The 18,917-nt window shown below is 72.2% G+C and carries 15 protein-coding genes; 7 read left to right on the forward strand and 8 right to left on the reverse strand.

What is annotated here, in order from left to right; genetic code table 11:
* The 4 genes from ACIRFL_RS37070 to ACIRFL_RS37085 all read left to right on the forward strand — a co-directional run.
* Nucleotides 1-617, forward strand: a 617-nt coding sequence (locus ACIRFL_RS37070; protein WP_404037950.1) for an IS3 family transposase, incomplete at its 5' end; no start/stop codon positions are given.
* A 245-nt stretch (nucleotides 618-862) separates the two neighbouring features.
* On the forward strand, nucleotides 863-2,791 hold the full coding sequence (gene dxs / locus ACIRFL_RS37075; protein WP_404037953.1) for a 1-deoxy-D-xylulose-5-phosphate synthase: 1,929 nt from the start codon (nucleotides 863-865) through the stop codon (nucleotides 2,789-2,791).
* Between the two features lie 135 nt (nucleotides 2,792-2,926).
* Nucleotides 2,927-4,441, forward strand: coding sequence for an amino acid permease (locus tag ACIRFL_RS37080; protein ID WP_404037956.1), 1,515 nt, complete (start codon nucleotides 2,927-2,929; stop codon nucleotides 4,439-4,441).
* A 90-nt stretch (nucleotides 4,442-4,531) separates the two neighbouring features.
* Nucleotides 4,532-5,980, forward strand: a complete 1,449-nt coding sequence (locus ACIRFL_RS37085; protein ID WP_404037959.1) for an ArnT family glycosyltransferase — start codon at nucleotides 4,532-4,534, stop codon at nucleotides 5,978-5,980.
* A gap of 219 nt (nucleotides 5,981-6,199) precedes the next feature.
* Here ACIRFL_RS37085 and ACIRFL_RS37090 read toward each other — a convergent pair whose 3' ends face one another.
* Nucleotides 6,200-6,574 carry an NTP pyrophosphohydrolase gene (locus tag ACIRFL_RS37090; RefSeq protein ID WP_404037961.1) on the reverse strand — a complete coding sequence of 125 codons (375 nt, stop codon included), beginning with the start codon at nucleotides 6,572-6,574 and terminating at the stop codon, nucleotides 6,200-6,202.
* Between the two features lie 166 nt (nucleotides 6,575-6,740).
* Between ACIRFL_RS37090 and ACIRFL_RS37095 the strand changes: the two genes are divergently transcribed.
* Nucleotides 6,741-7,757, forward strand: a complete 1,017-nt coding sequence (locus ACIRFL_RS37095) for a hypothetical protein (protein ID WP_404037964.1) — start codon at nucleotides 6,741-6,743, stop codon at nucleotides 7,755-7,757.
* 354 nt (nucleotides 7,758-8,111) lie between these two features.
* Here the strand turns inward: ACIRFL_RS37095 and ACIRFL_RS37100 are convergent, their stop codons facing one another.
* The 5 genes from ACIRFL_RS37100 to ACIRFL_RS37120 form a co-directional block, all read right to left on the reverse strand.
* Nucleotides 8,112-10,241 carry a 3-hydroxyacyl-CoA dehydrogenase NAD-binding domain-containing protein gene (locus tag ACIRFL_RS37100; RefSeq protein WP_404037967.1) on the reverse strand — a complete coding sequence of 710 codons (2,130 nt, stop codon included), beginning with the start codon at nucleotides 10,239-10,241 and terminating at the stop codon, nucleotides 8,112-8,114.
* Entirely contained in the window at nucleotides 10,238-11,455 is a 1,218-nt protein-coding gene (locus ACIRFL_RS37105) for a thiolase family protein (RefSeq protein WP_404037970.1), read from the reverse strand. Before ACIRFL_RS37105 ends, ACIRFL_RS37100 begins: the two co-directional genes overlap by 4 nt.
* A gap of 246 nt (nucleotides 11,456-11,701) precedes the next feature.
* Nucleotides 11,702-13,009: an HRDC domain-containing protein gene (locus ACIRFL_RS37110; RefSeq protein WP_404037973.1), complete on the reverse strand. Its 1,308-nt coding sequence runs from the start codon at nucleotides 13,007-13,009 to the stop codon at nucleotides 11,702-11,704.
* 194 nt (nucleotides 13,010-13,203) lie between these two features.
* Entirely contained in the window at nucleotides 13,204-13,866 is a 663-nt protein-coding gene (locus tag ACIRFL_RS37115; protein WP_030041211.1) for a response regulator transcription factor, read from the reverse strand.
* Between the two features lie 271 nt (nucleotides 13,867-14,137).
* Complete coding sequence (locus ACIRFL_RS37120; RefSeq protein WP_404037976.1) at nucleotides 14,138-14,815, reverse strand: DUF3000 domain-containing protein; 678 nt, start codon at nucleotides 14,813-14,815, stop codon at nucleotides 14,138-14,140.
* Nucleotides 14,816-14,946: 131 nt separating this feature from the next.
* On the opposite strand from ACIRFL_RS37120, the gene hemE reads away from it, so the two are divergent.
* The gene (gene hemE, locus ACIRFL_RS37125; RefSeq protein ID WP_404037979.1) at nucleotides 14,947-16,014 is read left to right on the forward strand and encodes a uroporphyrinogen decarboxylase; all 1,068 of its coding nucleotides are present in this window, start codon (nucleotides 14,947-14,949) and stop codon (nucleotides 16,012-16,014) included.
* 1 nt (nucleotide 16,015) lies between these two features.
* Here hemE and ACIRFL_RS37130 read toward each other — a convergent pair whose 3' ends face one another.
* Entirely contained in the window at nucleotides 16,016-16,840 is an 825-nt protein-coding gene (locus ACIRFL_RS37130; protein WP_404037981.1) for a rhomboid family intramembrane serine protease, read from the reverse strand.
* A 92-nt stretch (nucleotides 16,841-16,932) separates the two neighbouring features.
* On the opposite strand from ACIRFL_RS37130, the gene ACIRFL_RS37135 reads away from it, so the two are divergent.
* Nucleotides 16,933-17,229, forward strand: coding sequence for a hypothetical protein (locus tag ACIRFL_RS37135; protein ID WP_404037984.1), 297 nt, complete (start codon nucleotides 16,933-16,935; stop codon nucleotides 17,227-17,229).
* A gap of 208 nt (nucleotides 17,230-17,437) precedes the next feature.
* Here ACIRFL_RS37135 and ACIRFL_RS37140 read toward each other — a convergent pair whose 3' ends face one another.
* The gene (locus ACIRFL_RS37140; protein WP_404037987.1) at nucleotides 17,438-18,853 is read right to left on the reverse strand and encodes an FAD-dependent oxidoreductase; all 1,416 of its coding nucleotides are present in this window, start codon (nucleotides 18,851-18,853) and stop codon (nucleotides 17,438-17,440) included.
* Between the last annotated feature and the right edge of the window lie 64 nt (nucleotides 18,854-18,917).

The following is an 18,917-nucleotide window of genomic DNA, read 5'->3' on the forward strand; positions in this document are numbered from 1 at the left end:
AGCGCGACATCCGCGGGATCACCCGTCGCCGGCGCCGCCACCTGACGAAGCAGGACGCCAGGGCAGCCCCGGCCCCGGACCTGGTCGGCCGCGACTTCACCGCCAAGAAGGCCGGCACGAGACTGGTCGGCGACATCACGTATCTGCCGACGATCGAAGGCTGGTGGTACCTGGCGACCGTCATCGACCTGGCGACCCGCGAGGTGATCGGATACGCGATGGCTGACCATCACCGCGCCGAACTGGTCACCGACGCCCTGCGCATGGCCGCCGGCCGCGGCGACCTTCAGCCCGGCTGCATCATGCACACCGATCGCGGCAGCGAGTACACAAGCAGCGAATTCCGATGCGAGATAAGGACGTTGAGCCTGCGGCAGAGCATGGGAAGAACCGGCATATGCTACGATAACGCCGCAGCCGAGAGCTTCTTCGGACTGCTAAAAGCGGAGATCGGCACCACCATCTGGGAGAGCCGCGAGGCCGCCCGGGCCGACGTCTTCCGCTTCATCGAAGTCGAGTACAACCGGACCAGGCTCCGCAAGCACCCCGAGTTCGGGTACCTCACCCCACTCGAAACCCGAGCCAGGCTGCAGCACGACTTCACCCCCGCAGCGTAAGCAACCCCTGTCCAAGATCAGGGGGGAACTTCAGAGGGGGCTGGTGTTGTTGGTTGGGTGCGGGTGCGTTGTGGTTGGGCGCGCAGTTCCTCGCGGCCCTGGGGGGTGTGGGGGGTGACGGTGTTGTCGGTTTTGTGTGGGGGTGGGTGGGGGTTTCTCGTGCCCCTTGGGGTGGGGGTGTGGGGGGAACATTAGACTCGGTGGGCCCGGTAATGGTCGATCAGCTCTATTGCAAGGAGGCACGGGTGCCGCTGCTGACCCGCATCAGGGGACCGCGCGATCTGGACCGGCTCAGCCTGGAGGAGCTGGACCAGCTGGCGCAGGAGATCCGGACCTTCCTCGTGGACGCGGTCGCCAAGACCGGCGGCCACCTCGGGCCCAACCTCGGAGTGGTCGAGCTGACCATCGCCCTGCACCGGGTCTTCGAGTCCCCCAAGGACAAGGTCCTGTGGGACACCGGTCACCAGTCATATGTGCACAAACTGCTCACCGGACGGCAGGACTTCTCCAAGCTGAAGATGAAGGGCGGCCTGTCCGGCTACCCCTCGCAGGCCGAGTCCGAGCACGACGTCATCGAGAACTCCCACGCCTCCACGGTCCTCGGCTGGGCCGACGGCATCGCCAAGGCCAACCAGCAGCTGCGGCGCGATGCCCACGTCGCCGCCGTCATCGGTGACGGGGCGCTCACCGGCGGCATGGCCTGGGAGGCCCTCAACAACATCGCCGACGCCAAGGACCGCCCGCTGGTCATCGTCGTCAACGACAACGAACGGTCGTACGCGCCGACCATCGGCGGCCTCGCCAACCACCTCGCCACGCTGCGCACGACGGACGGCTACGAGCGTTTCCTGGCCCGCACCAAGGACCTCCTCGGGCGCACCCCGGTCGTCGGCAAGCCGCTGTACGATACGCTCCACGGCGCCAAGAAGGGCCTCAAGGACTTCATCGCGCCGCAGGGCCTGTTCGAGGACCTGGGTCTGAAGTACGTCGGCCCGATCGACGGCCACGACATCGAGGCGCTGGAGTCCGCGCTGTCCCGCGCGAAGCGGTTCGGCGGCCCGGTCATCGTGCACTGCCTCACCGAGAAGGGGCGCGGCTACCAGCCCGCCCTCCAGGACGAGGCCGACCGCTTCCACGCCGTCGGCAAGATCCACCCCGACACCGGCCTGCCGATCGCCAGCTCCGGCGCCGACTGGACCTCGGTGTTCGGCAACGAGATGGTCGAGCTGGGCCGGGAGCGCGAGGACATCGTCGCCATCACCGCCGCCATGCTCCAGCCCGTCGGCCTGGAGAAGTTCGCCAAGGAGTTCCCTGACCGGGTCTACGACGTCGGGATCGCCGAGCAGCACGGCGCCGTGTCGGCGGCGGGCCTGGCGCACGCCGGGGTGCACCCCGTCTTCGCCGTGTACGCCACCTTCCTCAACCGCGCCTTCGACCAGGTGCTGATGGACGTGGCCCTGCACAAGTGCGGGGTGACCTTCGTGCTGGACCGGGCCGGGGTCACCGGCAGCGACGGCGCCTCCCACAACGGCATGTGGGACATGTCGATCCTCCAGGTCGTGCCCGGCCTCCGGCTCGCCGCGCCGCGCGACGCCGACCAGGTGCGCGCCCAACTGCGGGAGGCCGTCGCGGTCGAGGACGCGCCGACCGTCGTGCGCTTCTCCAAGGGCGCGGTCGGCCCCGCCGTACCCGCCGTGGGCCGCGTCGGCGGCATGGACGTACTGCGCGAGCCCGGCACCGCCACCCCGGACGTGCTGCTGGTCTCCGTGGGCGCGCTCGCGCCGATGTGCCTGGAGATCGCCGGCCTGCTCGACAAGCAGGGCATCACCACCACCGTCGTCGACCCGCGCTGGGTCAAGCCCGTCGACGAGGCCATGGCGCCGCTCGCCGAACGGCACCGGGTGGTCGTCACCGTCGAGGACAACTCCCGCGTCGGCGGCGTCGGCTCGGCCGTCGCCCAGGCCCTGCGGGACGCGGGCGTCGACATGCCGCTGCGTGACTTCGGCATCCCGCCGCGCTTCCTCGACCACGCCTCGCGCGCCGAGGTCCTGGCCGAGATCGGGCTGACCGCACCCGACATCGCCCGCCAGGTCACCGGGCTCGTCGCCCGGCTGGACGGCCGCTTCGATGCGCCCACGGCCGACATCGACCCGGTGGAGCGGGCCCGCGACTGAGCGCCCGGACGGGCCGGTACCGCCACGGTGAAGAGTGGCGGAACCGGCCCGTTTGCGTGAATGTGCCCGTTCCGGGGCATACGTTCCACGCCCCCTCTCGATCATGTCGAGGACGCCGAGCGTGGGAGGTATGCCGTGAGCAACACCGTCTTCCGTACGAAGAAGGTCGAGCAGTCCATCCGCGATACCGAGGAGCCGGAGCACGCGCTCAAGAAGTCCCTGTCCGCGCTGGACCTGACGGTCTTCGGCGTCGGTGTCATCATCGGCACCGGCATCTTCGTGCTGACCGGCAAGGTCGCCAAGGAGAACGCCGGACCCGGGGTCGCGCTGGCCTTCGTCGCCGCCGGCGTCGTCTGCGCCCTCGCCGCGCTCTGCTACGCCGAGTTCGCCTCCACCCTCCCGGTGGCGGGCTCCGCCTACACCTTCTCGTACGCCTCCCTGGGCGAGCTGCCCGCCTGGATCATCGGCTGGGACCTGGTCCTGGAGCTGGCGCTCGGCACGGCGGTGGTCGCCGTCGGCTGGGCCGGGTACATCCGGGCGCTGCTGGACAACGCGGGCTGGCACCTGCCGGCGTACCTCGGCGGCCGGGAAGGGGCGCACGGCTTCGGCTTCGACATCCTCGCCGCCGTGCTGATCCTGGTGCTCACCGGCATCCTCGTGCTCGGCATGAAGCTGTCCGCCCGGGTCACCAGGCTCGTCGTCGCCATCAAGGTGACCGTCGTCCTCGTCGTGATCATCGCCGGTGCCTTCTTCATCCACGCCGGCAACTACAAGCCGTTCATCCCGAAGCCGGTGCCGGTCACCGCGGGCGGCGATCTCAAGGCGCCCCTGATCCAGCTGCTGGTGGGCTGGGCGCCCGCCAACTTCGGGGTGATGGGCATCTTCACCGCCGCCTCCGTCGTCTTCTTCGCGTTCATCGGCTTCGACGTCGTCGCCACCGCAGCCGAGGAGACCAAGAACCCGCAGCGGGACATGCCGCGCGGCATCCTCGGCTCCCTGCTCGTGTGCACCGTGCTGTACGTGGCGGTGTCCGTCGTCGTCACCGGAATGCAGCACTACACCCAGCTCTCCGTCGACGCTCCGCTCGCCGACGCCTTCAAGGCCACCGGGCACCCGTGGTTCGCCGGGGTCATCAGCTTCGGCGCCGCCGTCGGCCTGACCACGGTCTGCATGATCCTGCTGCTCGGCCAGACCCGGGTGTTCTTCGCGATGAGCCGCGACGGACTGCTGCCGCGCTTCTTCTCCCACGTCCACCCGCGCTTTCGCACCCCGCACCGGCCGACCATCCTGCTCGGCGTGGTCATCGCGGTCGTCGCGGGCTTCACCAGCCTGAGCGAACTCGCCGAGCTGGTGAACATCGGCACGCTGTTCGCGTTCGTCGTCGTCGCGGTCGGCGTGGTCATCCTCCGCCGCACCCGGCCGGACCTGCACCGCGCCTTCCGTACCCCGTGGGTGCCGGTCATCCCCGTGCTGTCCGTCGCCGCCACCCTGTGGCTGATGCTGAACCTGCCCGCCGAGACCTGGCTGCGGTTCGCCGTCTGGATGGTGATCGGCTTCGTCGTCTACTTCCTGTACGGCCGCACCCACAGCCGCCTGGCCCGCGGCGAGGACGCCCCGGCGGTACCTCCGTCCCGCGGCACGCGCGCGTGAGGGGGAACACACGGTGATCGACCGGCTCGCCGGCCCCGTCCCGTATGTCCCGCTTCGGTGGAGAGTGCGGGGCCGGATAGCGTGCTCACCATGCTCGCCCCGCCGCTCGCCCCACCACGGTCCGCAGCCGTACGGACGGCGTACTGGGCGCGGCTGCTGCCGCTGCTGGCGGCGCTCGCCTGCGTCACCCGGGTGCCGTCCTTCGCCCGGCCGCTGTGGAACCCGGACGAGGGCTACCTCGCCGTACAGGCCCGGATGCTGGCGCGCGGCGGGCGGCTGTACGAGACGGTCGTGGACCGCAAACCGCCGCTCGTGCCCTGGCTGTACGAGGGCGCGTTCGCGGTCTTCGGATCGGGTTCGCTGACCCCGGTACGGGTACTGGCGGTCCTCGCGCAGCTGTGCACCGCGCTGCTGCTTGCCTCCCTGGCCCGGCGCCGCTGGGACGACACCGCGGGCCGCACCGCCGGGGTGCTGTACCTGCTGGTCTCCGTCGGGCTCAGTCCCGAGGACGCGCAGGCCGCCACCTTCGAGGTGTTCATACTGCCCTGCACCGCCGCCGCCATGTGGTGCGCTGACCGGCGCCGCTGGGGTGCGGCCGGGGCGGCGGTCGCCTGCGCCTTCCTCGCCAAGCAGACCGGCGGGGCGGTGCTGGTGCCGGTGGTGTGGCTGCTGCACCGGTGCGGCGCGCCGCCGGGCGGGGTGCTGCGGCTGTCGGCGGGCATTGCGGCGCCGGTGCTGTGCGCGGCCCTGCTCACGGACCCGGCGGGCTTCGTCTTCTGGACCGTCACCGGTTCCGGCGCGTACGCCTCCTTCACCGGTTCCGAACTGCACGTGCTGGTCCGTGCCGTGGCCAACACGGCGATCCTGGCGGTGGCCTGTGCGGGGCTGATCCCGCCGGTGGTCCGGGCGCTGCGGGTGGCGCGCACCGGCGCGCGGGACCTGTGGCTGTGGCTGGCCTCATCGGCCGCCGCGGTCGCCGTCGGCTTCCACTTCTTCGGCCACTACTACCTGCAACTGACGCCGGCGATCGCGCTGTTGGCGACCGCCGCGCTGCAGATCCTGCCGCGCAAGCGGCTGGTGGCGGCGGTCCGTGCCACCCTCTGCTGCTGCGTCCTGTTCCTGACCTGGGGGCTGCTGGCGCCACGCGCCGACCTCGGGCACGCCCAGCGGCTCGCCGCCGCGGTCGGCGACCGCACGGCGCCCGGCGACCGGGTCCTGGTGTGGGGCATACACCCGGAGACGTACTGGCTCGCCGCGCGCACGCCCGCCAGCCGCTATCTCACGGCCGGCCTGCTCACCAACTACAGCGGCGGCCGCAACGGGCCCCAGGTGGGCGAGAAGTACGCCGTCCGTGGCGCCTGGCCGGTCTTCCGGGCTGAACTGGCCGCGCACGCGCCCGCCCTGGTCGTCGACGACTCCCGCGGCAAGCCGTACGCCCCGGCCCGGGTACCCACCCTGCACCGCCTGCTGACCACCGAGTACGAACGGGTCGGCGAGGTGGACGGCGCGGTGCTGTACGCGCGGGTGACGGGGGAGTAGCGCGGTGCCGCTGCCGCGGTGGCCGGTGCCGTGGTGACGCGGGGCGGTGTCGTGGTCGCCGGTGCCGTGGCGGTCCGTGGTGGCGCTGGGTGTGGTGGGGTGGTGGCGGGTGCTGTGGTGGCCTGGGGCGGCGCCGGGTGCGGTGGTGGCCGGTGCCGTGGTTGGCCGGGGCGGCGCCGGGCGCGGTGGGTCGCCCGCCTCGGGATGCGCGGGGTTCGCTCAGCCCAGTACGGCGCGTGGGCCGGTCACCTCCGCGCCCAACTCGGTGACTCGGCGGCGCAGTTCACGGTCGGCCGTGATGACGAGGCGGGGGCGGTGCGGACTCCCGGCCACGAGTTCGACCACACGGTCGTCCCCGCTGCCCGCCGCCGCCTCCACCCGCACGCCGGGCACCGACGCCACGTCGCGCGCGGCGCCCTCCACGACGAGCACGATCTCCACGGGGGCCGGACGGCCCGGCAGCCCGTCGGCGGCCAGCCGGTCCCGCAGCCGCTCGGCGGCGCCCTTCCGGTCCCGCCACCAGCCGTCGGGCACCGACCCGACCACGTTCGCCCCGTCGACGACCACGAGCACCGCAGACCCCACCACGTCCATACCACCAGGGTCCCACGGCCTACGGACCCGTCCGTGCCGCCCCCTCGGGGACGCCGTGCGCCGCGACCCGGATCGGCCGGTGCGTGTGCGGGCGTCGCCGCGTCGTCGCCGTGAGCAGGGCGGGGGTGCCCCGGGGGACCGGGGAAGGGCGGCTTAGAGTGAGGTGGTGAACGGCGATTGGCTCATACGTGGCCGAGACGGTCGGCTCAGTGTGTACCTGCTGTCGGACGACGCCGTCCTGTGCCGGGCGGAACGCGGACCGGACGGGCCCTGGGGTGCCCCGCGCAAGGTGGGCGGCGACCAGAAGCTGCACCCCGTCCTCGCCTTGGGGCAGGGCCGCGACGGCTACGCCCACCTGGTCTCCTGGCGCCCCACCGCCAAGGGCGAGTCAGGGCTGGTGCACTCCACCCACTTCCGCCCGCACCTCGCCGCCCTCGACTGGAACCCGATCGGTCACCCGAACAAGAAGGGCCCCCGCACCGGAACCCCCGCGGTCGCCGTCGACGCGCAGGGCCGTGCCCATGTCTTCGTCCGCAACAAGGGCGGCGGCATGAGCCTGCTCGCCCAGAAGGAGAAGGGCGGCTGGGGCCCCTGGCAGGACCTCAAGGGCCGCGACGTCCAGGACGAACCGGCGGCCGTGACCGGGGAGTCGGGCCGCGTCGAACTGTACGCGGCGGTGCCCGGCGGCATCCTGCACTGGCGTCAGGAGGAGCCGGGCTCCCGGCCGGTCCTGGAGGAGGCGATCCAGGCGTCGGTCCGGCCGGGCACGCTGTACGCCCTCGCCACGTCGCCCGACGCCACGACCCTCTTCTACACGGACGATTCCGGCCACCTTTGCGCCTGGCGCCCCGGCGGTCCGCCCGCCGCCCTCCTGCCGTCCGCCGGTCCCGGCCCGGTCCACGCGGTCCGCTGCGAACTGGACGGACACGACTGCACCTTGCTGGCCCAGCGCTCGGCCAGTGGCCGCGTCGCCTTCGCCGCCTACCCGACGGAGCAGGAGTCGGCGGGCGCCTGGTGGACCGAGTCCGGTCCGCAGCTGCCGGCGGACGCCGCGGTGTCCCTCGCGACGGACGCGCGGGACAGGGTGAGCGCGGCGGTGTTGTCCCCGTCCACGGGGCGGCTTCTGCTGACCCGTCGCAAGGCCGAACCGGGGCTCGCCCTTGAGGCTTGGCGGAGCGCCTGAACGCTCCGCCGGTGGGGCCGCTATGCGTCGTCGGTCGTGTGCGGCGGCGTGGTTGGTCGCGCCCGCGCGGCGGAGCCGCATATTGATACAGCCCCGCGCCCCTTGGGGTGTGTGCTGCCGTCGGTTGTCTGCGGCATCGTCGTGGCTGGTCGCGCCCGCACGGCGGAGCCGCATATTGATACAGCCCCGCGCCCCCTTCGGGTGCGACCCGCCGTCGGTCGTGTGCGGCTGCGTCGTCGTTGCTCGCGCCCGCGCGGCGGAGCCGCATATTGATACAGGCCCGCGCCCCTTTTGGGGCGGGTGCCCGCACCCCCCGCTGGGGGGTGCGGGCACCCGAAGACGGTCGGCGTTCCGCTACGCCGGGACGGTGGCCACGCCCGGTGCCAGGAAACGCTTGCCGTTGACGCGGGCGGAGACGCCCTCGCGGTCCAGGTACGGTGTGATGCCGCCCAGGTGGAAGGGCCAGCCGGCGCCCGTGATGAGGCACAGGTCGATGTCCTGGGCCTCGGCGACCACGCCCTCGTCGAGCATGAGCCCGATCTCCTGCGCCACCGCGTCCAGCACCCGGGCCCGCACCTGCTCCTCGGTCAGGACGACGTCGCCCTGCTTGAGGAGCGCGGCGACCTCGGGGTCCAGCTCCGGCTTGCCGCTGTCGTAGACGTAGAAGCCGCGCTTGCCGGCCTTGACGACGGCCGCCAGGTTCGGGGAGACCGTGAAGCGGTCCGGGAACGCCCTGTTGAGGGTCTGCGAGACATGCAGACCGATCGCCGGGCCGACCAGCTCCAGGAGGACGAGCGGCGACATCGGCAGGCCCAGCGGCTCCACCGCCTTCTCCGCGACCTCGACCGGCGTGCCCTCGTCGATGACGTTCTGGATCTCGCCCATGAAGCGGGTGAGGATGCGGTTGACGACGAACGCCGGGGCGTCCTTGACCAGGACCGCGGTCTTCTTCAGCTTCTTGGCCACGGCGAAGGCGGTCGCCAGCGACGCGTCGTCCGTCTGCTCGCCGCGCACGATCTCCAGCAGCGGCAGGACCGCGACCGGGTTGAAGAAGTGGAAGCCCACGACCCGCTCGGGGTGCTTCAGCTTCGACGCCATCTCCGTGACGGACAGGGAGGAGGTGTTGGTGGCGAGGATCGCGTGGGCCGGGGCGACCGCCTCGACCTCGGCGAACACCTGCTGCTTGACGCCGATCTCCTCGAACACGGCCTCGATGACGAAGTCCGCGTCGGAGAAGCCCTCGGCCTTGTCCAGGACACCGGTCACCAGCGCCTTGAGGCGGTTGGCCTTGTCCTGGTTGATACGGCCCTTGCCGAGCAGCTTGTCGATCTCGGCGTGGACGTAGCCCACACCCTTGTCGACGCGCTCCTGGTCGATGTCGGTCAGTACGACCGGCACCTCAAGGCGGCGCAGGAAGAGCAGGGCGAGCTGCGAGGCCATCAGGCCGGCGCCCACGACACCGACCTTGGTGACCGGACGGGCCAGGTTCTTGTCCGGGGCGCCCGCCGGGCGCTTGCCGCGCTTCTGCACCAGGTTGAACGCGTAGATGCCGGCCCGTAGTTCGCCGCCCATGATCAGGTCGGCGAGCGCCCGGTCCTCGGCGTCGAAGCCCGGCTGGAGGTCGCCGTCCTTGGCGGCGGCGATGATGTCGAGGGCGCGGTAGGCGGCCGGCGCCGCGCCGTGCACCTTGCCGTCGGCGAGGAAGCGGCCCCTGGCGACGGCCTGGTCCCAGGCGTCGCCGCGGTCGATCACCGGGCGCTCCACCGCGATCTCGCCCTTGATCACCTGGGCCGTCCACACCAGCGACCGCTCCAGGAAGTCGGCGCCCTCGAAGATCGCGTCGGCGATGCCCAGGTCGTGGACCTGCCGGCCCTTCAGCTGCTTGTTCTGGTTGAGGCTGTTCTCGATGATGACCGAGACGGCCTTGTCGGCGCCGATCAGGTTGGGCAGCAGGGTGCAGCCGCCCCAGCCCGGCACGAGGCCCAGGAACACCTCGGGCAGCGAGAAGGCGGGGACGGCCTCGGACACCGTGCGGTAGGAGCAGTGCAGGCCGACCTCGACGCCGCCGCCCATGGCGGCACCGTTGTAGTAGGCGAAGGTCGGCACCGCGAGGTGGGCGAGGCGCTTGAACACCTCGTGGCCGCCCTTGCCGATGGCGAGCGCGTCCTCGTGCCTCGTCAGCAGTTCGATGCCCTTGAGGTCGGCGCCGACCGCGAAGATGAACGGCTTGCCGGTGATGCCGACGCCGACGATCTCGCCGTCCGCGGCCTCCTTGCCGACCTGGTCGATCGCGGCGTTCAGGTTCGCCAGCGAGGCCGGGCCGAAGGTGGTCGGCTTGGTGTGGTCGAGGCCGTTGTCCAGCGTGATCAGCGCGAAGCGGCCGGCGCCGGACGGCAGGTCGAGGTGGCGCACATGCGCCTGCGTGACGACCTCGTCGGGGAACAGCTCGGCCGCACCCTTCAACAGATCCGCGGTGGTGCTCACTTGTCCCCCTCGAAGTGCGGGTTCTCCCAGACGACGGTGGCGCCCATGCCGAAGCCGACGCACATGGTCGTCAGGCCGTAGCGGACGTGCGGGTGCTCCTCGAACTGGCGGGCCAGCTGCGTCATCAGCCGGACGCCGGAGGAGGCCAGCGGGTGGCCGAAGGCGATGGCGCCGCCGTACTGGTTGACGCGCTCGTCGTCGTCCGCGATGCCGTAGTGGTCGAGGAAGGCCAGCACCTGGACGGCGAAGGCCTCGTTGATCTCGAACAGGCCGATGTCGGAGATGGACAGGCCCGCCTTGGCGAGGGCCTTCTCGGTGGCCGGGATCGGGCCGTAGCCCATGACCTCCGGCTCGACGCCCGCGAAGGCGTACGAGACGAGGCGCATCCTGACCGGCAGGTCGTGCGCGCGGGCGAAGTCCTCGGCGGCGATGATCGAGGCGGTGGCGCCGTCGTTCAGTCCGGCCGCGTTGCCGGCGGTGACCCGGCCGTGCACCCGGAACGGCGTCTTCAGGTTCGCCAGGTTCTCCAGCGTGGTGCCGGGGCGCATCGGCTCGTCGGCGGTGACCAGACCCCAGCCGGTCTCGCCGCTGTCCGGGGTGGTGCGGCGCACCGAGATCGGCACCAGGTCCTGCTGGATCCGGCCGTTGGCGTACGCCTTGGCGGCCTTCTCCTGCGAACGCACCGCGTACGCGTCGGCGCGCGACTTGGTCAGGTGCGGGAAGCGGTCGTGCAGGTTCTCCGCGGTCATGCCCATGAACAGGGCGGACTCGTCGACCAGCTTCTCGGAGACGAAGCGCGGGTTCGGGTCCACGCCCTCGCCCATCGGGTGGCGGCCCATGTGCTCCACACCGCCGGCGATGACGGCGTCGTACGCGCCGAAGGCGATCGAACCGGCGGTGGTGGTGACGGCGGTCAGTGCGCCGGCGCACATCCGGTCGATCGAGTAGCCGGGCACGGACTGGGGGAGACCGGCGAGGATGCCGGCCGTGCGGCCCAGGGTCAGGCCCTGGTCGCCGATCTGCGTGGTCGCGGCGATGGCGACGTCGTCGATCTGCTTCGGGTCCAGACCGGGGTTGCGGCGCAGCAGCTCCCGGATCGCCTTCACGACGAGGTCGTCGGCGCGGGTCTCGTGGTAGATGCCCTTCGGACCCGCCTTGCCGAACGGGGTGCGGACGCCGTCGACGAAGACGACGTCCCTGACGGTACGAGGCACGATGGCTCTCCTCCAGGGTGCGGGATGGCACTGCCGCGCGACGCTGAGCGTGCGCTCGGAACCCATGCTACTTATCAGTAACGTGACTGCCCAGTCCCGCAGGCGACAGCGGTGAAGGTCACACATTCGGCGGCGGCCGTGCCGTGCCGCCCCAAGAGTCCCAGGATCTTGCCGCGATCTCGACGCCGTTGTACCCGGCGTTCCGGGTGTTCCCTGGGTACGACCGGATGAGCCGCCCGCGGCAGGCTAGGAAGGCCCCTGGCCGGTCTCTGCCCCGGTCGAGAGCGCGGCCACGAGCGCCGGTGTCACCTGCTCGATCTGCCACGGTCTCGCCCCGTACCCGGCGAGGGCCGCGGCCACGGAGTCCGGGCCGGCGGGCTTGGGCGGCTCCCAGCACAGCCGCCGCACGGTGTCCGGCGCGATCAGGTTCTCCTGCGGCAGGCCGAGCCGTTCGGCCAGCGCCGAGACCGCGGCGCGGGCCGCGGACAGTCGGGCGGCGGCGGCCGGGTCCTTGTCGGCCCAGGCCCGCGGCGGGGGCGGCCCGGTGACCGGCTGCCCCGGCTGCGGCAGCGCGACCTCGGGCAGCGTCCTGGCCCGGTCCACCGCGGCCTGCCACTGCTCCAGCTGGCGCCGCCCGGTGCGATGGCCGAAACCGTTCAGTGCCGCGAGCGCCTGCGCGGTGCCCGGCAGGGCGAGCGCCGCCTCCACGATGGCCGCGTCGCTGAGCACCTTGCCCGGTGAGATGTCCCGCCGCTGGGCGATCCGGTCCCGCGTCTGCCACAGCTCGCGCACCACGGCGAGCTGGCGCCGGCGCCGCACCTTGTGCATGCCGGACGTGCGCCGCCAGGGCTCCTTGCGGGGCTCGGGCGGCGGCGCCGAGGCGATCGCGGCGAACTCCTGCAGGGCCCAGTCCAGCTTGCCCTGCCGGTCCAGCTCCTTCTCCAGCGCATCGCGCAGGTCGACCAGCAGTTCCACGTCCAGGGCGGCGTAGCGCAGCCATGGCTCGGGCAGCGGCCGGGTGGACCAGTCGACGGCCGAGTGGCCCTTCTCCAGGACGAAGCCCAGGACGCCCTCGACCATCGCGCCGAGGCCGACCCGCGGGAACCCGGCGAGCCGGCCCGCCAGTTCCGTGTCGAACAGGCGGCTGGGCACCATGCCTATGTCGCGCAGGCACGGCAGGTCCTGGGTGGCGGCGTGCAGCACCCACTCGGTGTCGGCCAGCGCCTCGCCGAGCCCGGACAGGTCGGGGCAGGCGACCGGGTCGATCAGCGCGGTCCCCGCGCCCGCGCGCCGCAGCTGCACCAGATAGGCCCGCTGGCCGTAGCGGTAGCCGGAGGCGCGTTCGGCGTCGACGGCGACGGGGCCGGTGCCCGCTGCGAAGGCGGCCACCGTCGCGGCCAGCGCGGACTCGTCGGCGATCACGGGGGGAACGCCCTCACGCGGTGCGAGCAAAGGGATCGGCGCCCCCGCCGCAGAAGATCCGCCGTCGTCCGGAGGGGTCCCTCCGGTGGTGCGCAGTGGCATGTCTGCTGCGGTCTCTTGGGCGTCGGTCACCTGTCAAGGGTATCCGTGTGTGGAAGGCGCCCGTCGACGGAACGTTCCGTCGACGGGCGCCGGGGGGTCGTAAACAAGTCAGGTCGGTAGGAAGACAAGGACACGATCGGCGGGGGACACCGCCGGTGAACGGCTGACGGTCCCGCGCACGCGGGTGCGGGGCCGGCATACGGATCCGGCCGTCGCCGGCGGGCTCAGTGGATGATGCCGGTGCGCAGGGCCACGGCGACCATGCCGGCCCGGTCACCGGTGCCCAGCTTGCGGGCGATGCGGGCGAGATGGCTCTTGACGGTCAGTGCGGACAGGCCCATCGAGACGCCGATCGCCTTGTTCGACTGGCCCTCGGCGACCAGACGCAGCACCTCGACCTCGCGGCCGGACAGTTCACGGTAGCCGCCCGGGTGGCTCGGGGCGCCCGGGGGGCGGCGGTGCATACGGGCGGCGGCCGCGCCGATGGGGGCGGCGCCCGGTCGGGTGGGGAGCCCGATGTTGGTCCGGGTGCCGGTGACGACGTAGCCCTTGACCCCGCCGGCCAGTGCGTTGCGCACGGCGCCGATGTCGTCGGCGGCGGACAGCGCAAGGCCGTTGGGCCAGCCCGCGGCTCGGGTCTCGGACAGCAGGGTCAGGCCGGAACCGTCCGGCAGATGGACGTCGGCGACGCAGATGTCGCGGGGGTTGCCGATGCGGGGACGAGCCTCCGCGACGGACGAGGCCTCGATGACATCGCGCACACCGAGCGCCCACAGATGGCGGGTGACGGTGGAGCGGACGCGCGGGTCGGCCACGACCACCATGGCGGTCGGCTTGTTCGGGCGGTAGGCGACCAGGCTTGCGGGTTGCTCAAGGAGAACGGACACCAGGCCTCCTGGGGTGCGGGACGGGGCCGGCTCGTGGGGGGTGAAGCCGGGACGAACCGTGCTTTCAAGGTCACAGTCGTCTTCGGCACCAAACCCGTTCGGCTTTAGAGAATGATCACGATCTGGTGAGAACATTCCGTGCAATTCGGACGCGCGATCGATCAACCGAAGAACGAGTCGGTTCGAGCGGGTTCGCTTCGAGGATCGAAAGTGGCCGTATCGACAAAGAGATGGTCAATGAAAGGGTGATCGTCTCCGGTGGCCGGGGCCGTCAGCGGGACTGCGGGTCCCTGCGCTGCGGCAGGGTCACCACCGACGCGTCGCCGGGGGCGGCCGGCGGCAGCCCCGCGAGCTGCGCCAGCAGATCGCACCAGGAGGCCAGATGGGCCGCCGTGTCCGGCACCCCGGCCAGCCCCTCCCGGGGCGTCCAGGAGGCCCGGATCTCGATCTGCGAGGCGGGCGGACGCGGGGAAAGACCGCCGAAGTAGTGCGAGCCCGCGCGGGTCACGGTGCCGCTCGGCTCGCCGTACGACAGCCCGCGCGCCTGGAGCGCACCGGTCAGCCACGACCAGCACACCTCCGGCAGCAGCGGATCGGCCGCCATCTCCGGCTCCAGCTCCGCGCGCACCAGCGTCACCAGCCGGAAGGCACCGCGCCAGGCATCGTGCCCGGCCGGGTCGTGCAGCATGATCAGCCGTCCGTCGGCCAGATCCTGGTCGCCGTCGACGACCGCCGCCTCCAGGGCGTACGCGAAGGGGGCGAGCCGCTGGGGCGCGGGCGTCGGATCCACCTCGATCTGCGGTCGCAGCCGCGCGGTCCGCAGCGCCTCGACCGCGGCCTGGAAAGCCGGCGGAGCCGAACTGTCCGTGTGCCGGTCCGTCTCCCGGCCCCCCTTCCCCTCGTCCATCCCACCAGCGCCGTCCGACAGTCGTCCCTGAGCCGCAGCCATGCGGGGAAGAGTAAGGGGAACGGGCGCTTCGCGCAGGGAGAGACACCACCTAAGGACACGGCCGAGGACGCCGCCGCCCCCGGTGCAGGGCCTGGTCCGGCCGGGTTCGGCGCCGTGCGAGACTTTCCGTCGTGAGTGCCAACGCAAGCCCCACGGGCCAGCAGCCGACAGCCACGTACGACAGCGCCTTCCTCAAGGCGTGCCGACGCGAACCCGTGCCGCACACCCCTGTGTGGTTCATGCGCCAGGCCGGCCGCTCCCTGCCCGAGTACCGCAAGGTGCGCGAGGGCATCGGGATGCTGGAGTCCTGCACCCGCCCCGAACTGGTCACCGAGATCACGCTCCAGCCGGTGCGCCGGCACCACGTGGACGCGGCGATCTACTACAGCGACATCGTCGTCCCGCTCAAGGCCATCGGCGTCGACCTCGACATCAAGCCCGGCGTCGGCCCGGTCGTCGAGCGCCCCGTGCGCACCCGGGCCGACCTCGACCAGCTGCGCGACCTCACCCCCGAGGACGTCACCTACGTCACCGAGGCCATCGGACTGCTCACCCGCGAACTCGGGCCGACCCCGCTCATCGGCTTCGCCGGCGCCCCGTTCACCCTGGCCAGCTATCTCGTCGAGGGCGGGCCTTCCCGGACGTACCACAACGCGAAGGCGATGATGTACGGCGACCCCGGACTGTGGGCCGACCTGCTCGACCGTCTCGCCGGCATCACTGCCGCCTTCCTCAAGGTGCAGATCGAGGCGGGCGCCTCGGCGGTCCAGCTGTTCGACTCCTGGGCCGGCGCGCTCGCCCCCGACGACTACCGGCGCTCCGTGCTGCCGGCCTCCGCCAAGGTGTTCGCCGCCGTCGCCGGATACGGCGTCCCGCGCATCCACTTCGGCGTCGGCACCGGCGAGTTGCTGAACCTCATGGGCGAGGCCGGCGCGGACGTCGTCGGCGTCGACTGGCGCGTACCGCTCGACGAGGCGGCCCGCCGCGTCGGCCCCGGCAAGGCGCTCCAGGGCAACCTCGACCCGACGGTCCTCTTCGCCGGCGAGGATGCCGTCGAGGCGAAGACCCGGGAGGTGCTGGACGCGGCGGCCGGACTGGAGGGCCACGTCTTCAACCTCGGGCACGGCGTGCAGCCCGAAACCGACCCGGACGCGCTGACCCGGCTCGTGGAGTACGTGCACACCCGCACCGCCCGCTGACTCACCACGTCTGCCAGGGCCGCGCCTGCCTGCCGAACAGCAGCCGGGGCGGCTCCGGCGGGGGCGGGGTGCCCGGCCGCAGCGGCAGCGCGAACAGCATGCCGACGACGAAGCCGACGATGTGCGCCGCGTACGCCACCGTTCCGGCGCCGGAGACGCCGAGACCGGACGAGTACACCGCCTGGAGCAGGAACCAGAACCCCAGCACCAGCCAGGCCGGCAGCCTGAGCGGCAGGAAGATCAGGAACGGCACGAGGACCCAGACCCGCGCCTTCGGATACAGCACCAGATAGGCGCCGAGGACGCCGGCGATCGCGCCGGACGCGCCGATCAGCGGTTCGGCCGAGGAGGCGTTGAGCAGCGCGTAGCCGTACCCGGCCGCGTAGCCGCAGACGACGTAGAAGACGAAGTACCGGACGTGGCCCATCCGGTCCTCGACGTTGTTGCCGAAGATCAGCAGGAACAGCATGTTGCCCAGCAGGTGCAGCCAGCCGCCGTGCACGAACATCGCCGTGAAGACCGACAGCGGCGGCGACTTGTCGTAGGCCGGCGGGGCCACCACACAGCCCGGCCCCTGCGGGCCGACACCCACGGCGCCGGTCGGGACCAGCCGTGGCAACTGATCGTGGATCAGCTCCCGGGGCACCGCCGCGTAGTGGTCCATGAACGCCTGGAGATGACACAGCTGCGCCAGATCGCCGCCGCCGGCCACGGAACCGGCTATGCCGGGCGTGGCCAGGAAGACGACGAAGTTCGCGGCGATCAGCGCGTACGTCACCCAGGGGGTGCCGCGCACCGGGTTCACGTCATGGACGGGGATGACCACACAGGAGTACTGCCCGCGACGCGGCGGGCGAATCGGTGAACGCCGCCGGGCGCGGCTGCGTATCCCTTGGCAACCGACGTGAGGACCAGGCGATGAACGACCGAGTCACCCCTCAGACATTCCCCGCGATGCAGGCCATGCCGGACGGCGAGGCGGAGATCTCCCTCGTGGTGCGGCTCCCCTGGGAGGACGTCGCCCGGCTCGGCCAGGAGGCCGGGCGGCTCGCCGCGCAGATGCAGCGGCCGGTGACCCTCGACGAGGCGGTCAGCCACCGCCTGCGATCCGTCCGCGCGACCGCCTCCCACGCGAAGCCCGCCGCGGAGCAGCCACAGGCCATGACGTCCAGCGCGTCCGTGGCATCGCTACCACGAATCAGCGGCACGGCGTAGCTCCGCTGGTCCTGCCGCGCTATGTCGTCGTTCGTCTGCGGCTCTGTCGTGGCTGGTCGCGCAGTTCCTCGCGCCCCTTTGGGGGCGCTGTCACGGGGCGCTGGGGGGTGGGCCGGGAGGGTTGCGGTGGGGGTCCTTGGTGAGACCGTCTGCCCCGGCCCGCCCTGGCCGGGGGCTTCAGCGTGTTCGTGGCGCAGCGGCCGGGGGATCAGCGGGGCGGGCCGGTGGGGGTGGTTGCGCGTACCTTGGTCGCCGCCTTGCGGGCCGCCACCAGGACCGGGTCCCACACCGGTGAGAACGGCGGCGCGTAGCCCAGGTCCAGGGCCGTCATCTCCTCGACCGTCATCCGCGCGGTCAGCGCCACCGCGGCGACGTCCACGCGCTTGGCCGCGCCCTCCCGGCCCACGATCTGCACCCCGAGGAGACGGCCCGTGCCGCGCTCGGCGAGCATCTTCACCGTCATGGGGGAGGCGCCGGGGTAGTAGCCGGCCCGGCTGGTCGACTCGATGGTGACCGTCTCGAACCGCAGCCCCACCCGGCGGGCGTCCTTCTCGCGCAGCCCGGTACGGGCGATCTCCAGGTCGCAGACCTTGCTCACCGCCGTGCCGACCACGCCAGGGAAGGTGGCGTAACCGCCGCCGACGTTGGTGCCGATGACCTGGCCGTGCTTGTTGGCGTGGGTGCCGAGGGCGATGTGCCGCTCCTGGCCGGAAACCAGATCGAGCACTTCGACGCAGTCACCGCCCGACCAGATGTTCTCCTGGCCCCGGACGCGCATCGCCAGGTCGGTGAGCAGCCCCCCGTGGCGGCCGAGCGGCAGCCCCGCCGCCCGGGCGAGCGCCGTCTGCGGGCGCACACCGATCCCGAGGACGACCACGTCGGCCGGGAACTCGGCGTCCTCCGTCGCCACCGCCCGCACCCGGCCGTCGTCCCCCGTGAGCAGCTTGGTGACGGGCGCGTCGTTGACCATGGTGATGCCCAGGCCCTCCATGGCCCGGTGCACCAGCCGGCCCATGTCCGGGTCGAGCGTGGCCATGGGTTCCGCGCCCCGGTTGACGACCGTCACCTCGTAGCCACGGTTGATGAGCGCTTCGGCCATCTCCACACCGATGTAGCCCGCGCCGACGACGACCGCGCGGCGGCCCTCGGTCTGCGCCAGCGTGTCCAGCAGGGCCTGGCCGTCGTCCAGGGTCTGCACGCCGTGCACGCCGGGCGCGTCGATCCCCGGCAGGTCGGGGCGTACGGGCCGGGCTCCGGTCGCGATCACCAGCTTGTCGTACGACGTCCAGGACTCGGCACCGGAATCGACGTCACGCGCGCGTACCCGTTGCCGGGCCACGTCGATCTCCGTGACCTCGGTGCGCATGCGCAGGTCGATGTCCCGCGCGCGGTGCTCCCGCGGCGAGCGGGCGATCAGCTGATCGCGTTCGGGGACGTCGCCGCCCACCCAGTACGGGATGCCGCACGCCGAGTAGGACGTGAAGTGGCCGCGTTCGAACGCCACGATCTCCAGCTCGTCGGGGCCGCGCAGCCGCCGCGCCTGCGACGCCGCGGACATCCCCGCGGCGTCGCCGCCGATCACGACGAGCCGTTCGGCCCCACCCCGAGCACCGCTCACACTCATGCGAACACGCTACGACCACCCAGCATTCAAACCCCACCGGACCCCACGCCGGCCTCCTGGGCGC

The sequence above is a fragment of the Streptomyces sp. NPDC102462 genome (genome assembly GCF_044765425.1).
In the GTDB taxonomy this organism is placed as follows: domain Bacteria; phylum Actinomycetota; class Actinomycetes; order Streptomycetales; family Streptomycetaceae; genus Streptomyces.

Coding starts and splice junctions, on each gene's coding strand:
- ACIRFL_RS37085 (WP_404037959.1), top strand. CDS start 4,532: ATGCTCGCCCCGCCGCTCGCCCCACCACGGTCCGCAGCCGTACGGACG.
- ACIRFL_RS37090 (WP_404037961.1), bottom strand. CDS start 6,574: ATGGACGTGGTGGGGTCTGCGGTGCTCGTGGTCGTCGACGGGGCGAAC.
- ACIRFL_RS37120 (WP_404037976.1), bottom strand. CDS start 14,815: ATGGCTGCGGCTCAGGGACGACTGTCGGACGGCGCTGGTGGGATGGAC.
- ACIRFL_RS37135 (WP_404037984.1), top strand. CDS start 16,933: ATGAACGACCGAGTCACCCCTCAGACATTCCCCGCGATGCAGGCCATG.
- ACIRFL_RS37140 (WP_404037987.1), bottom strand. CDS start 18,853: ATGAGTGTGAGCGGTGCTCGGGGTGGGGCCGAACGGCTCGTCGTGATC.